General features: G+C 34.3%; 19 protein-coding genes. 9 read left to right on the forward strand and 10 right to left on the reverse strand.

Features of this window, described 5'->3' with window-relative positions; translation table 11 throughout:
- Window positions 1–10 precede the first annotated feature (10 nt).
- The gene (locus tag IEV72_RS08905) at window positions 11–502 is read right to left on the reverse strand and encodes a hypothetical protein (RefSeq protein WP_188458749.1); all 492 of its coding nucleotides are present in this window, start codon (window positions 500–502) and stop codon (window positions 11–13) included.
- 168 nt (window positions 503–670) lie between these two features.
- On the opposite strand from IEV72_RS08905, the gene IEV72_RS08910 reads away from it, so the two are divergent.
- The gene (locus tag IEV72_RS08910; protein ID WP_188458750.1) at window positions 671–892 is read left to right on the forward strand and encodes a hypothetical protein; all 222 of its coding nucleotides are present in this window, start codon (window positions 671–673) and stop codon (window positions 890–892) included.
- Between the two features lie 89 nt (window positions 893–981).
- Entirely contained in the window at window positions 982–3132 is a 2151-nt protein-coding gene (locus IEV72_RS08915) for a S46 family peptidase (RefSeq protein ID WP_188458751.1), read from the forward strand.
- An 11-nt stretch (window positions 3133–3143) separates the two neighbouring features.
- Here IEV72_RS08915 and IEV72_RS08920 read toward each other — a convergent pair whose 3' ends face one another.
- The 3 genes from IEV72_RS08920 to IEV72_RS08930 are packed head-to-tail and all read right to left on the reverse strand — an operon-like array spanning window position 3144 to window position 5231.
- Window positions 3144–3389: a DUF6364 family protein gene (locus IEV72_RS08920; protein ID WP_188458752.1), complete on the reverse strand. Its 246-nt coding sequence runs from the start codon at window positions 3387–3389 to the stop codon at window positions 3144–3146.
- Between the two features lie 60 nt (window positions 3390–3449).
- On the reverse strand, window positions 3450–4274 hold the full coding sequence (locus IEV72_RS08925) for an SDR family oxidoreductase (protein ID WP_188458753.1): 825 nt from the start codon (window positions 4272–4274) through the stop codon (window positions 3450–3452).
- Between the two features lie 6 nt (window positions 4275–4280).
- The gene (locus IEV72_RS08930; RefSeq protein WP_188458754.1) at window positions 4281–5231 is read right to left on the reverse strand and encodes a 3-oxoacyl-ACP synthase III family protein; all 951 of its coding nucleotides are present in this window, start codon (window positions 5229–5231) and stop codon (window positions 4281–4283) included.
- Window positions 5232–5466: 235 nt separating this feature from the next.
- On the opposite strand from IEV72_RS08930, the gene IEV72_RS08935 reads away from it, so the two are divergent.
- The 3 genes from IEV72_RS08935 to IEV72_RS08945 are packed head-to-tail and all read left to right on the forward strand — an operon-like array spanning window position 5467 to window position 6714.
- A complete protein-coding gene (locus IEV72_RS08935; RefSeq protein WP_188458755.1) occupies window positions 5467–5964 on the forward strand; it encodes a DUF2975 domain-containing protein in 498 nt (165 codons plus the stop codon).
- Between the two features lie 16 nt (window positions 5965–5980).
- On the forward strand, window positions 5981–6487 hold the full coding sequence (locus IEV72_RS08940) for a hypothetical protein (protein WP_188458756.1): 507 nt from the start codon (window positions 5981–5983) through the stop codon (window positions 6485–6487).
- Between the two features lie 2 nt (window positions 6488–6489).
- Entirely contained in the window at window positions 6490–6714 is a 225-nt protein-coding gene (locus tag IEV72_RS08945) for a helix-turn-helix domain-containing protein (RefSeq protein WP_188458757.1), read from the forward strand.
- A gap of 39 nt (window positions 6715–6753) precedes the next feature.
- Here the strand turns inward: IEV72_RS08945 and IEV72_RS08950 are convergent, their stop codons facing one another.
- Both IEV72_RS08950 and IEV72_RS08955 read right to left on the reverse strand, forming a co-directional pair.
- Window positions 6754–7362 (reverse strand): superoxide dismutase, encoded by a 609-nt coding sequence (locus tag IEV72_RS08950; RefSeq protein WP_229731852.1) that lies wholly within the window; start codon window positions 7360–7362, stop codon window positions 6754–6756.
- 114 nt (window positions 7363–7476) lie between these two features.
- Window positions 7477–8634: a sensor histidine kinase gene (locus IEV72_RS08955; RefSeq protein ID WP_188458758.1), complete on the reverse strand. Its 1158-nt coding sequence runs from the start codon at window positions 8632–8634 to the stop codon at window positions 7477–7479.
- Window positions 8635–8748: 114 nt separating this feature from the next.
- On the opposite strand from IEV72_RS08955, the gene IEV72_RS08960 reads away from it, so the two are divergent.
- Together IEV72_RS08960 and IEV72_RS08965 are read left to right on the forward strand one after the other, a co-directional pair.
- Entirely contained in the window at window positions 8749–9615 is an 867-nt protein-coding gene (locus IEV72_RS08960) for a flavin reductase family protein (protein ID WP_188458759.1), read from the forward strand.
- Window positions 9616–9625: 10 nt separating this feature from the next.
- Entirely contained in the window at window positions 9626–10003 is a 378-nt protein-coding gene (locus tag IEV72_RS08965) for a DUF3127 domain-containing protein (RefSeq protein ID WP_188458760.1), read from the forward strand.
- A 68-nt stretch (window positions 10004–10071) separates the two neighbouring features.
- Here the strand turns inward: IEV72_RS08965 and IEV72_RS08970 are convergent, their stop codons facing one another.
- The 4 genes from IEV72_RS08970 to IEV72_RS08985 are packed head-to-tail and all read right to left on the reverse strand — an operon-like array spanning window position 10072 to window position 12681.
- On the reverse strand, window positions 10072–10677 hold the full coding sequence (locus tag IEV72_RS08970) for a lipoprotein signal peptidase (RefSeq protein ID WP_188458761.1): 606 nt from the start codon (window positions 10675–10677) through the stop codon (window positions 10072–10074).
- Between the two features lie 33 nt (window positions 10678–10710).
- Window positions 10711–11340 (reverse strand): DUF4097 family beta strand repeat-containing protein, encoded by a 630-nt coding sequence (locus tag IEV72_RS08975; protein WP_194428399.1) that lies wholly within the window; start codon window positions 11338–11340, stop codon window positions 10711–10713.
- Window positions 11330–12277, reverse strand: a complete 948-nt coding sequence (locus IEV72_RS08980; protein WP_188458763.1) for a 2-hydroxyacid dehydrogenase — start codon at window positions 12275–12277, stop codon at window positions 11330–11332. The genes IEV72_RS08975 and IEV72_RS08980 overlap by 11 nt, the downstream gene beginning before the upstream one ends.
- Complete coding sequence (locus tag IEV72_RS08985) at window positions 12274–12681, reverse strand: acyl-CoA thioesterase (protein ID WP_188458764.1); 408 nt, start codon at window positions 12679–12681, stop codon at window positions 12274–12276. The genes IEV72_RS08980 and IEV72_RS08985 overlap by 4 nt, the downstream gene beginning before the upstream one ends.
- Before the next feature lie 748 nt (window positions 12682–13429).
- Here IEV72_RS08985 and IEV72_RS08990 point away from each other — a divergent pair.
- Window positions 13430–13858 carry an ATP-dependent zinc protease family protein gene (locus IEV72_RS08990; protein ID WP_188458865.1) on the forward strand — a complete coding sequence of 143 codons (429 nt, stop codon included), beginning with the start codon at window positions 13430–13432 and terminating at the stop codon, window positions 13856–13858.
- Window positions 13848–14720: a 30S ribosomal protein S6--L-glutamate ligase gene (rimK, locus tag IEV72_RS08995; protein WP_188458765.1), complete on the forward strand. Its 873-nt coding sequence runs from the start codon at window positions 13848–13850 to the stop codon at window positions 14718–14720. The genes IEV72_RS08990 and rimK overlap by 11 nt, the downstream gene beginning before the upstream one ends.
- Window positions 14721–14734: the final 14 nt, after the last annotated feature.

Below are 14734 nucleotides of genomic sequence, written 5' to 3' on the forward strand. Positions count from 1 at the left end.
CAATGAAATACTACATTCGATTTCCTTTAAAAGTAACTTCAAAGTCTCCTTCTTCTTCAGATTCATCAATTTTAACATTGATGCGATTGTTTCCATTAGACATGGTAATTTCAACTTCCATAGCTTCATCATCATCCATATCCAAAATAAAAGTATTTCCAGAAACGTGTTCCCAAGTACCAGTTAATTCTCCATCTACATAACAAACTGTTTCGTCTTCGTTAAAAAAGTCTTGTTCTACTTCAAAGTCTGTTAATGTTAAAGAGCCATCAGCAGAAAATGAAGCAACTGGTGTAGGATCACAAATGTCGGTAGAGTAGGTTTCATTAATGGTTTCTTCAAATTCACCGAATTGAAAAGTTCCATTGTAATTCACTTCGTAAATTTCCCAACTTCCTTCAACAGTGTCAGGCGAAGCGCTTCCTCCATCATCATCGCTGCTACAAGCATTTAAAAATAAGGCTAATACAAATAAAATACTCAGATTAATAAACTTTTTCATTTTGGAATGTTTTATTGTTTAAACAAATGTATAATTAAAAGAAGTACTTGATGAGCATTATTTTATAAGCGAATTACTTTACTGTATAACTTGCATTAATAAAGTAGGAGTTGAAAAAATTATAGAATAATTAAATAAAATATTAAATTTGACATATTTCCTTTTCATATGAATGCCAAGAAACTAAAAAAACAGAAGAAAACGCATTTAAGCATCTTGTTTACTTTATATGCTATATTCATCATTTTCCTTTTTTATTTGGCTTACCAATTCATCAATAATCAACTTGAATTTGAAGTTGCCTACATTATTTTTCCAGTGATTTTAGTTTCAGCAAGTGTAATTCCGCTAAGTCAAATTATTAGCATTAATAAAAAACTGAAAGGCTAAAATATACTTTTTTGAGAATAAACTTAAAATATCCTATTTTTGGAAAGAATTTTTCAAAAACCTACATTTTAAATTAAATCTATTTACGTATGAAATTTATCTTTCGCCTCATTATTTGCTTTATTGTATTTCCAAGTTTTGCTCAACAAGGTGGCATGTGGATTCCTTCTTTATTGGAAGGAATGAACGAAGAAGAAATGACAAGCCTTGGTGCAAAAATTACAGCACAAGACATTTACGATGTAAACAATTCTAGTTTAAAAGATGCCATTGTACATTTTAACGGTGGTTGTACAGCCGAAGTCATTTCTAATCAAGGTCTTTTGTTAACCAACCATCATTGTGGGTTTGGTCAAATTCAGTTTCATTCTAGTTTAGAAAATGATTACTTAAAAGATGGTTTTTGGGCCATGTCTTTAGATGAAGAACTTCCTAACAAAAATTTATATGCCGAATTCATCATTAAAATTGAAGATGTTTCAGCCGAAGTGCTTTCCGCCATCAATGAAGAAATGTCTACTAAAGAGAAGCAGTCTGCCTTAGACAAAAAACGAGCAGAAATTGAAAAGAATTTCAAAAAAGAAGAATGGCAAGATTTACGGATCAAGTCCTTTTATGGTGGCAACCAGTTTTTCTTATTTGTAACCGAAAAATACGAAGATGTACGTTTAGTAGGCGCGCCACCTTCTAGCATAGGTAAATTTGGTAGCGACACGGATAATTGGGTTTGGCCTAGACATACAGGCGATTTTTCAATGTTTAGGATTTATGCTGATAAAAATAACCGTCCAGCAAAATATAGCGAAGACAACGTACCCTACCAACCCAAGCACTTTTTACCCATTTCTTTAGATGGAGTTGAAGAAGATGATTTTACCTTGGTTTTTGGTTTTCCAGGAAGAACCAACGAATATTTACCTGCTGTAGCTGTAGAGCAAATTACGCAAAAAGTGAATCCTACGAATATCGAAATTCGAGAAAAAGCCTTAGAAGTAATTGATGCCTATATGCAAAAAGATGACGAAATCCGAATTCAATATGCTTCCAAACAAGCGCGTATTGCCAATTATTGGAAAAAATGGAAAGGTGAAAATTTAGGGATTGAAAAAAGTGGTGCAATTCAACAGAAAAAAGAATTGGAGAAGCGATTTACCCAAGCTGTAAAAAACCAAAACAAAGTAGAAGAGTACGGCGATTTACTTTCCACTTTCGAAACCCAATATGAAGCACTGGAACCTTATGCCGTGAAACGCTCTAACTTTTTAGAAGTGTTTTTAACCAATAGCGATGTATTAAAAATTGCATTTCGATTAAACCAACTGGTTGGTGCTTCTAACCAAGGTGAAGCTCAATTTGTGGAAGCACAAAGCGTAATAAAAAATATGTTCGAAGGAATTTATAAAGATTACAATGCACAACTAGACCGCGAAGTAGTTCATCAAATTTTGCCTTTATATGATGCTGATGTAACTGAAAAAGAAATTGATGAAGTTTTTGACAACTCCTTATTTGTAAACTCAGAAAGTGGTTTAGCCGCTTTAGATGGCGAATTAAAAGTAGTTGTAGAAAGCATTCAAAACGATTTGCTTTACCAAATGGCCAAACCGTACATCGATGAATTTTACCAAGATTTAAATCCGAATTATCAAAACCTAAAAGCAGAAGTAGACGAAACTCAAAAACATTACATGACAGCGCAAATGGAAGTTTTACCCGAAGAGCGCTACTTCCCAGATGCCAACTCAACGCTTCGTGTTACCTACGGAAAAGTAAACGGATACCAACCTAGAGATGCCGTGTATTACGAGCCTGTAACTTACTTAGAAGGTGTAATGGAAAAATATGTTCCTGGTGATTACGAATTTGATGTTCCACAAAAACTCATCGATTTATATGAAAACAAAGACTACGGAAACTATGCCGATGCCAACGGAAAAATGCCTGTTGGATTTATTGGCACCAATCACACCACTGGTGGAAATTCAGGAAGCCCAGCTTTAGATGCACATGGAAATTTAATCGGTTTAAATTTCGATCGCGTTTGGGAAGGCACCATGAGTGATTTGTTTTACGATCCAGAAATTTGCCGTAACATCATGGTAGATGCGCGTTATATTCTATTTATAATTGATAAGTATGGTGAAGCTTCACATTTAATTGAAGAAATGGAATTGGTTCATCCAAAGGCAGAAAAAAATTCCCAGAAAAAGAAGAATAAAAGAAAGAGAAGTAAGAGATAAGAAGTGAGATATTAGATATTAGATAACTCTTGAGTTAAGGTTTTCTTGTAATCGAAATCTTCATCTACTTTTATAATCCCTCTAAGTTTCTGAACTTTCGAAGGCAAAACTTCAGGTTTATTGTCTCTTTTACTTACTGTAATTAATTTAAAGTAATTTTCAACAATTTGCGAAAGGCTTATACCTTGCTCTTTCGCATATTCCTTTGCGGTTTGAATTACTTCTTTTTCTAAAGTTAGTGTCAACTTGGTATTCATAATCAAGTTTTTATCAAATATACCTGTATTTTTAATAAAACACAACACGTGTTCAACACATCAACCCATAATGTGATAACCACCATCAATATGACGAATTTCGCCGGTGATTTTTCCGTTGGGTCTGAATAAATTTAAAACATCGTAGGCTAAATCTTCTGGTGAAGCATTTCCAAGCGGACTAATTTTAGCAGCGGTATTTACATCTTGTTCGGTTAAAGTTGCATTTCCAGCTTTGCTTCCCATGTAAGGTGAAAAACGAACACAATTTACACGGGTTCCATTTTTTCTACCCAACTCATCTGCCAATTCAATGGTGATGCGTTCTAAAGCTGCTTTGGCAATACTGATGTTTCGATACGGATGAAAAGTAACTTTAGATGCTGCAATATAGCTAATCGAACAAATAGAAGACTTGGGTTCAAGCAAATCAAAATCGAATAAAGCTTTGGTTACTCTAATCAAGGAAAAAGCAGAAACATCCATGGTTTCACAAAACTCTTGCAAGGAAACTTCCATAAGCGGTTTGACTACTTTACCACGAATGGTTTTATCCATAGCGATAGCATGCAACCATCCGTCTAATTGAATATTTTTTGTTTTTAGTTCTTCACACAAGCTTTGAATGCTTTCTGGCAAAGTAACATCCAAAACACAAGTAAGTGTTTCTTGTCCGAGTTCTTTTTTTACACTAGCTTCAAAATCGGCATAGGTAGCGTTTAAAAAGCCTTTGGCTTTATCGGATAAATTTTCGTGGTGTTTACTCACACCCAAACCTGTGCAAACTACTTTACCACCATTTTCTACAATGGCTTTAGCAACATACATTGCCAAAGATTGTTCATCTGCAATTCCTGTAATTAAAAAGGTTTTTCCTTTTAGCATAATTTTTTATTTAACTTTATACAATGCAGTTCCCCAAGTCATGCCTGCTCCAACTGCGGCAAACAATATGTATTTTGCATTTTCTATTCTTCCTTGTTCAATGGCTTCATGTAAAGCAATAGGAATGGTTCCGCCAGAAGTATTGGCGTATTTATCCATATTGGTCATTACTTTTTCGAAAGGCAAGCCTACTTGTTTGGCAATGGATTTTAAAATTCCGATACTGGGTTGATGGGGAACCATCAAATCGATTTGGTCTATCGAAAAATTGTTTTTTGCCAATAAAGCTTCAATTGATTTGGGAACCAAGTCTGTTGCCCCGTTATAAATCTCCTTTCCATCCATATAAAAATAACATTGCGAGTCGGGATTATCGGGTTCTTTATTTTCAATAGTAAAATGATTGGCTCCACGTCCATCTGAAAACAAATTGAAATCGATAAAACCTTTGTCTTCTTCGGTAGCACTGATGACCATTGCGCCGGCACCATCGCCAAAGAAAACTGAATCTCTTCTACTCCAATCAATGATCTGCGAAAAGGTATCTGCTCCGATGACTAAGACGTTCTGATAGGTACCATTTTCAACAAATTGACAACCCACTGAGACGGCAAACATGGCTCCAGAACAAACCGCTGACAAATCGAAAGCCGCTGCTCCATAAGCTTTGAGTTTATCTTGCACGTAACAAGCCGAAGAAGGCGCTTGCTTGTCTGGTGTTGAAGTTGCCACAATAATCAAGTCGATATCTTCTACTTGAAGTCCTGCATCTTCAATAGCATTTCTTCCAGCTTTTGCAGCTAAATCACTTGTCACTTCATCTCTAACAACTCTTCGTTCTTTGATGCCTAAAGTGTTGAAAATCCACTCGTCTGAGGAACCTACTTTTTCAAAATAAGTATTGGGAATTACTTTTTCAGGAACATACATTCCTGTTCCGCTTATAAATGCATTCATTTACACACAATTTAAGTGAGCAATTTTATAGCTTATGTTCTACTTGAACAAAAAAAGGCTTCATTAAAATGTTAAAATGATGCACAATTAGCATATTTTGAATTTTTACATCAAATTTTTCTCAAAATCATAATTAAATCTTAGCTGAATAAATATTAAATAATGTACAGGAAAAATATTATTGTTATTCAATAATTTAATTAACTTTGTTATCGTAAAACAATAATTTATTTGCATGAAACTTGCCCTTTCTGTAGCCTGGTTTGCCATTCAATTTTTACGATTGATTTTTAGTGTAATTATCGTTGTACTGGGATTTTTACTTATTTTCAATAAGCAGTTTTGGGTGGCTTCAGAACGCTATCCTTTAGATGAAAAGCTTGTATGGGTTGCGCTTTTTGTCTTTAGTATTTTAGCTTTATTAAGCAGTAACAAATTGGTCAGGGCTATTAAAAACTTTAAAGAAAAAAATATTTTCAACCCAAAAAACGTCAAGGCATTTAAGTTAGCAGCAGGAGTTACTTCGGTTTATCTTGTTGGCAAATATAGCTTGATGCTTTACATTCACTCAAGTGAACAAGGAAAATTGGCTTGGCATGAATGGTGGAATGATTCTACTACCCAACTTTCAGAAGTAATTAGTTTTGGCATGCTAGCGTGCTTCTTTTGGGTGATTGCCAAATTAATTGAAGAAGGAATTGCCTATAAAAATGAAAACGATTTAACCATATAAAAAACAATTCAGCATTATGAAAACCAAAGTAATATTAAAGAGTTTATTAGACATTATGCTGTTTATTGCAGCAGCTACTTTATTGGAAGCCATTTTTAAAATTTTTAGTGTTTTTATAGACGGATTTCCAAATTTTTTAATCGATAAAGAAGTTTTAGCGAACAATCCCATTAAATTAAAAAGTCTTGTTGTATTAAATCTACTTAATCAGGTTTTGTTTTTTAGCTCGATTTTATTTTTACGAAAAATTGCTAAAATTTACCGTGACCAGAAAAGTGTATACCAATTGAAAATTTTAGGTTATTTAAAAATTTCGGGGTGGTGTTTGTTCTTCTTTTCAGGTTTAGAAATTATTATTCGTGGTTTAGAAATTTATATCAATCCAGATACATTTCAATTAGCCGGAATTACCTCTACCCAAAAAAGTGCATTGTTAGCGGTGTTGGCTATTTTAATGATTCGTTTGTCTAAAATTTTCAAGAAAACGGTAGAAGAGAAAAAAGAAAATGAATTTACAATATAGGTATGTCTATTAAAATTAACCTCAACGAGGTTTTGCAAGCACGAGAGATGAAGTCTTACGAATTAGCAGAAAAAATCAACATTACCACAGCTAATTTATCTATTTTAAAAACAGGTAAAGCAAAAGCCATCCGGCTTACTACCTTAGCAAAAATTTGTGAAGTCTTGGAATGTCAACCTGGTGATATTTTGGTTTTTGAAAAAAATGAAAATAAAAACTCCCGTTGAAACCAATTTCAACGGGAGTTAATAGTAAGCAAGTTTGTTTTACTTATTCGCTTTATATAATTCAGAAACTTTATCCCAGTTAATTACATTAAAAAATGCTTCAATATAATCTGGACGTTTGTTTTGATAGTTTAAATAGTAAGCATGTTCCCAAACATCAATTCCTAAAATAGGAGTTCCTGCACAACCTACATTTGGCATGATTGGGTTATCTTGATTTGGTGTAGAACAAACTTCTAAGCTTCCGCCTTGGTGCACACACAACCAAGCCCATCCTGAACCAAATTGTGTAGCTGCTGCGTTACTAAATTTTTCTTTGAACTTATCGAAAGACCCAAAAGCATCATCAATAGCTTTTGCTAAGTCTCCACTTGGGTTTCCACCACCATCTGGGCTCATTACTTCCCAAAATAATCGGTGATTGTAAAATCCACCACCATTATTTCGAACAGCTCCATTAGATAAATCTAAATTTTGAAGAATTTCTTCAATAGACTTCCCTTCTAAATCGGTTCCTTCTATTGCAGCGTTTAATTTGCTTGTATATCCTGCATGGTGCTTCCCATGGTGAATCTCCATTGTTTTTGCATCAATATGTGGTTCTAGTGCGTCGTGTGCGTAGTTTAATTTTGGTAATTCAAATGCCATAATATGTTGTTTTTAATTGATTTAACTTATAGATTCAAATTTAAAGATTAAAAAAGCTTATTTCAAAGTTTGGCTGTTATAAAATCCTTAAAATAAAAATCTTTTTCATGAAGTTCAATCTTCAATTTTACGCAATCTAATTTCAAAGGTAGAACCCTTGCCTAATTCGCTATAAATAATTCGTATTTTTCCATCATGGTAGTCTTCAATTATTCGTTTTGCTAAGGATAATCCAAGGCCCCAACCTCGTTTTTTGGTACTAAAACCAGGCTGAAAAACCTTATTGAAATTCTTCAAGGGTATTCCTTTTCCAGTGTCTTTTACTAGGATTTTAACCCAGTTTCCACTTCTAGCTAATTCCATTTCCAGTTTTCCTTTTCCTTTCATGGCATCGATAGCATTTTTGGTTAAATTTTCTATGGTCCAGGAAAACAAAGGTTCATTCAGCATTACAAAAACAGGTTCTTGTGGTAAATCCATTTGAAATTCAATTAATTTAGAACTTCTAGATTGCAAGTATTCAAAAGAATTTTTAGCTGCTAAAGTAATGTCTGTTTTCTCAAGCTTCAATTTAGATCCAACTTTAGAAAAACGTTCGGTGATGGTTTTTAATCGGTCTATGTCTTTTTCAATTTCATCTATATATTCTTGGTTTACACCTTCGGCTTTCAAAATTTCTAACCAACCAAATAAAGAAGAAAGCGGTGTGCCAATTTGGTGTGCGGTTTCTTTAGCCATTCCTGCCCACAACTTATTTTGTTCGCTGGTGCGGGATGTGACGTAAAAAAAGTAAAGTAAGCCAGAAAACAAAGCAACTATAACAAACAAAATAAGCGGATAATATTTTATTTTATTCAGTATTTGAGAATTCCCATAATACAAAACCTGTTTCATACCATCGCCTAAATCTATCTCAATAGGTATATTTTCTGTTTTAATTCGATTTAAAAATTCATCAAACTTAACTGGATCATCAACTACATCTTTGGGAACATTTTCTACAAGAGCAGGATCACCATTTTGGTCAACACTAATAATAGGAATACTTTCGTTAGCTTGTAAAATTTCTAGTTCTAAACCCACTTCGTCTCCTTCTAAATCTGCTTGACTAACCGATTTCATGGCAGAAGTCCAAATCATCATTTTAGAACGCTCGTCATCTTTTATCCTGTTGTAAAAAACAGTTATATTCCAAATTATCAGTCCAACAATAGTGATGGAAGATAAAATGATAAACCATCGTGCAAATGCTTTGTTTTTAAAAAGCTCCATATTTCTAAATTAGGATAAAGATGAAAAATAAATACCAGTTTTCAAATCTATTGAATTTATTCATTCATTTTTGAATAGCAAGTAGAATATGTACATTTGCATAAATTCAATTTTATGAAGAGTTTTCTTCCTTCCGATTTAAAAACGCCAGAATTACATGCTTTATTGTTAGGTTCTATCGGACCTAGACCTATTGCTTTTGCCAGTACAATTGACGCGGATGGAAAACCAAACTTATCGCCATATAGCTTTTTTAATGTGTTTAGTGCCAATCCGCCGATCATGATTTTTTCTCCTGCAAGACGTGTACGCAATAACACTACAAAACACACTTTAGAAAATGTGTTAGCTACCAAAGAAGTAGTTATTAATGTGGTAAATTATGCCATAGTACAACAAATGTCACTTTCCAGTACCGAATATGCAGCAGGAGTTAATGAATTTGAAAAAGCAGGTTTAAGCATGCTGAAATCTGATATAGTGAAGCCATTTCGTGTAAAAGAATCTCCTGTACAATACGAATGTAAAGTAAAAGAAGTGGTTGCTTTAGGTGAAGAAGGCGGAGCAGGAAACTTAATTATCGCTGAAGTAGTGAAATTACATGTAAACGAAGCAATTTTAACCAAAGATTTAAAAATCAATCAGCATGAAATTGATTTGGTAGCCCGCATGGGTGGAAACTGGTATACAAGAGCCAACTTAGGCATGTTTGAAGTCCCCAAACCTTTATCGCAATTAGGAATTGGTGTAGATCAAATTCCGCACGAAATTAGAAATTCAAACTTTCTTACAGGAAATGACTTAGGTATACTTGGAAATGTTGAAAAATTACCTACTGCTGAAGAAATAAAGCAATTTATTGAAACAGAAAAACTGTACGAAAAAATAGATTTACAAAGTGAAGCTGCCAAACATGAGCAAGCAAAATTATATATAACTAAAGGGCGAATATTATCTGCCTGGAAAACCTTATTAGCATAAAATTAGACACATGGAAGTAGAAGGAAAAATTAAATTAATTGGAGAAACCAAAGAATTCGGAAACAACGGATTTAGAAAACGTGAGGTAGTTGTAACCACAGAAGAACAATATCCACAACATATTTTAGTTGAATTTGTACAAGATAAAACTGACATTTTAAACCAGTATAAAGTTGGACAACGCGTTAAAATTGGAATTAATTTGCGCGGTAGAGAATGGGTGAATCCCCAAGGAGAAACCAAATATTTTAATTCTGTACAAGGATGGCGAATTGAAAACTTAGAAAGTAATAATCCAGCGGCCGGCGCTCCACCTGCACCACCAATGGACCAGTTTGAGCCTGCTTCAGACTTAAATGAAGATGATGAAGACGATTTACCTTTTTAAATCGCATTAAAATACAATGAAAAAGCCTATCAAAATTTTGATAGGCTTTTTTGATGAATTATGATTTACTATTTTTTCTCTTCTTTAGGGAAAGCTTTTTTATTGAAAACAATTAACAATCCAAAACCAACACTAATTGCGGTATCGGCAATATTGAAAACCGGTTCAAAAAATACAAATCGATCGCCACCCCAAAACGGAATCCAATCTGGTAAAATTCCATCATACAACGGAAAATAAAGCATATCTACTACTTTTCCTTTCAAAATACTTCCGTAGTTATCTTCTGCAAAAAGGCTTGCTACATGGCCAAGACTATCGTCAAAAATAATTCCGTAAAACAAAGAGTCTATAGTATTACCGATAGCTCCAGCTAAAATAAGCGTTACAGACCAAATTAAAACCTGCGGTGCTTTTTCTTTAATGCTTGTGTTTAACCAATATGCAATGGCAACAATGGCAACCAACCTAAAGCTGGTTAAAATTTCTTTTCCGTAGGCACCAGGAATCTTTGCTCCCCAAGCCATACCTTCGTTTTCAATAAATAAAATCTTGAACCATGAAAATACTTCTACAGCTTCACCTAGCTGAAAATTGGTTTTGATATATATTTTGGAAATTTGATCAATCAATAAAATGATGAAGATAATTAGTCCAGCCTTCTTGATGTTCATGAATTGAAATTTAAAGTGGCAAAAATAGGTTTTTTAATTCAATTGAAATACTTGAATATGGCCAGCAACACTTTTTAGCTCAAGTGTGTATTTTTTATAGTTTGCTTCTTCTAATTGAAGCTTTCCCGTTCGTGTTTCGGCTCGTACTTTTGCATCTTGAGTATGGATGTTTATGTTTCCCCGATACGTATTAATTTTTACATCACCTTGGTGGTTTTTCAAACTGCAATCGCCATTTTTTAAGTCAGCCTGCAAATAGGCTAATTTTCCTACTAAGTCCAACTCGGCTATATTCGATTTTATGAAAACCTGAAATTGTTCTGGTACATAAATTTTTACTTGAAAAGCAAATACTTTATGCGAACTCAACTTGTCAAACCCGCTGGTCAGAATAGCTTCAAATAAACTATTAATGTATAAAGTTTGGTCTATTTGCTTCATTTGGAGTTGAAGCTCTTTTGCATATTCGCCTTCGGCTTCAGAAATAATTCGAATAGTTGAAAAATCTCCTGTTACAATCTCAACAGCAAACACTTCGTCTAAATTGAGCTGCAAACGCTCGATACTGCCAACATCTACTTTATGAGTTTGCACATTTTGTGCATTGCTCATAAGATTAAAAAACAGAAAAAACCACACCAATAAACAATTGCTAAACTGCATAGAAATGGGTTATTTTATCTACAATAGTTTGAGCTAATTTCACCTTGCTTTCTTGCGTCCATCCTGCAACATGTGGCGATAGAATTACATTTTTTGCTTTTGTTAAATATGCAAATGCAGGCGGTAGGTTTCCATCTTCAAAAAGCTGCTCGAAAGAAGATTTTTCATATTCCAAAACATCGAGTCCTGCTCCTAAAATTTTTCTGTTTTGCAAGGCCTTCACCAAATCTTCGGTTACCACCGAATTACCTCTCGCAGTATTGATGAACCAAAACGGCTTTTGAAAAGCATCTATAAATGTAGCATTGATTATTTGATGGGTTTCAGCGGTAATGGGTGTATGTAAACTCAACACATCTGCTTGTTTTTGCAGCTCAGATAAACTTACTTGTTTTGCATTTTCATCTCCAACATCAGGTTTGATGTCATAGCAAATTACTTCTGCATCAAATCCGCTAAGTTTTTTAGCAAAAGCTTTTCCCATATTGCCGTAACCAATAATTCCTATGGTTTTGCCATCAATTTCATATCCGCGATTTTCTTCGCGTTTCCAAATACCATTGCAGACTTCTTGGTGGGCGACATGTAACTTATTAAATAAACTGAGCAATAAACCTAGCGCGTGTTCTCCAACAGCATTTCGATTGCCTTCCGGCGCGTTAAAAAGTTGAATGTTTTGCTTTTTGGCAAATGCTTCATCTATATTTTCTAAGCCTGCTCCTACTCTTCCAATAAACTTTAATTTTGTGGCTTTCTGTAAAAATGCTTCATCTAATCGAAAACGACTTCTAATTACAATTCCTTCGAATAAATGAATGCTTTCTTGCAATTCTTCTTTTGGAGTTTGATAGCCTTCTACATTTTCGAAACCTTGTTGAGCAAGTTTGGAAAGTAACAAAGGATGATTTGCATCTATATGAAGAATTTTTGGTTTCATTTGGTGTCTTTTTCAAAATAAGGTTCTACAACATCTTCTGTTATTCGGGCGGGTTTATGCGTTTCTAAATCTATAAAGCACCACAAGGTAGTGGCTTCTAAAATAAGTTTGTTCTCTGCATTTCGGATGGTAGTTTTGCGTTCAGACTTCACACCTTTACTGGATGCAATCCAAGTTTTCAATTTTAATTGATCGCCTAATTTAGCTGCATGTTTATAGTAAATATGTTGTTCTAAAACCACCCAACCTAATTGTTTACGAATGCTTTCTGGAGTTTTGGTTTTCCAATGCAATTCTGAAATTTCGAGCACCCAATCTATATAACGCAAGTTGTTTACGTGGTTCAAATCGTCTAAATCTGCCTTACTTACTTCTTTATTAATTTCAAAAGGAATGGGCTTCATTTTTTTGTTGCGAAGTTACATTTTTTGTTGTTGTTATCCATTTTATGCAAAGATGAAGATAGGCTCATATTGATAATAACTTACTTTAAAATTGAAAAAAACCTTCGAAAACCCGGCAAATTTACTATAAAATCAATCATGCTATCCAAAGATGTTTTTTCCCTTGAAGGAAATGCCGAAGGCAAAGGGTGTTTTATTTCTTCAACAAACCACACCCAACTCTAGTCTTCCCTCTCAGGGAAGAAGCAATACAGACTCATCATAACTACAATCTAAAATCAATAGTTTCACTTTTTACATCCCACGAGATTAATTGAAAATCAACCAAACCATATTAGCATATGTTTTTTCCCTTGATGGAAATGCCGCAGGCAAAGGGTGTTTTCTACTTTGAAAGAAATACTGCAGGCAAAGGGTGTGTTTTTCTTCAACAAACCACACCCAACTCTAGTCTTCCCTCTCAGGGAAGAAGGAATATAGAATCATCATAACTACAATCTAAAATCAATAGTTTCACTTTTTACATCCCACGAGATTAATTGAAAATCAATCAAACCATTATGATATGTATTTTTCCCTTGAGGGAAATGCCGAAGGCAAAGGGTGTTTTCTACTTTAAAAGAAATACCACAAGCAGAGAGTGTTTTTTCTACATCTAAACAGATCAGTTTCAGTTTAAAAAATTATCATGCGTTGGAAAATAATTTATGTAGCTTTGTTGCAGCTTAAATTAGACAAATTCAGGCAAATGAAAAAAATTATTGGACGTACAGATCGAGCTAGTTTTCCAGATTTAGGACTTACACATCTTCCTATAAAAATTGATACTGGAGCCTATACTTCTTCGATACACTGCACGAATTTTAAAGTAGATGGCGGTGTTTTGTATGCCGATTTTTATGATGAAAACTTACCCAAATCTAAGCCCAAAACCGTTTCGTTTACTGATTTTAGCACTACTAAGGTAAAAAGCAGTAATGGCGAAGTACAGAATAGATTTGAAATAAAATCCACCATAAAATTATTTGGTAAAGTTTACAAAATTGCACTTACTTTGGCTGATCGTAAAAAAATGAAAAATCCCGTATTAATTGGCAGAAAATTTCTGAATAAAAAATTTGTAGTAGATACAGATTTAGAAGACCTTTCTTATAAAGCACAACAGAATGAACATTAAAATTTTATCGCGTAATCCCAATTTGTATTCAACAAAACGCTTAGTTGAAGCTGCACAAAAACGCAAGCATAATGTAGAAGTGATCGATCACTTAAAATGCGATTTGGTGATTGAAAAACGAAAACCAAGCATAGTTTACAAAGGAGAATTACTTGGCGATACGGATGCTATCATTCCGCGAATTGGTGCTTCGGTAACTTTTTACGGTACAGCGGTTGTTCGCCAATTTGAAATGATGGGCGCATTTACCACCGTAGACTCTGAAGCTTTGGTTAGAAGCCGCGATAAGCTAAGAAGTTTACAAGTGCTTTCTAGAGCTAAAATTGGATTGCCAAAAACCGTTTTCACCAATTATTCTAGAGAAACCGAAAGCGTTATACAGCAAGTAGGCGGAACTCCTTTAGTTATTAAATTACTAGAAGGAACTCAAGGTCTAGGCGTAGTCTTAGCCGAAACGAAAAATGCTGCTAAATCAGTTATTGAAGCTTTTAACGGTTTAAAAGCGCGAGTAATTGTTCAAGAATTTATCAAAGAAGCCAAAGGAGCAGATATTCGTGCATTTGTTGTAGATGGTCATGTAGTGGGTGCAATGAAGCGTCAAGGAAAAGAAGGCGAATTTCGTTCTAATTTACACCAAGGCGGAAGCGCAGAAGTAATTGAACTTACAGACGAAGAAGAAATTGCTGCTGTAAAAGCTGCTAAAGCAATGCGTTTAGGCGTTGCTGGAGTAGACATGTTACAAAGCTCTCGCGGTCCGTTAATTCTAGAAGTAAATTCTTCTCCAGGATTGGAAGGCATTGAACGCGCTACCGGTAAAGACATTGCCAAAACCATTATTCGATTTATTGAAAAACACGTTTAGAAGAAATTAAATTA

This window comes from Psychroflexus planctonicus (assembly GCF_014640195.1).
GTDB classification, from domain to species: Bacteria; Bacteroidota; Bacteroidia; order Flavobacteriales; family Flavobacteriaceae; genus Psychroflexus; species Psychroflexus planctonicus.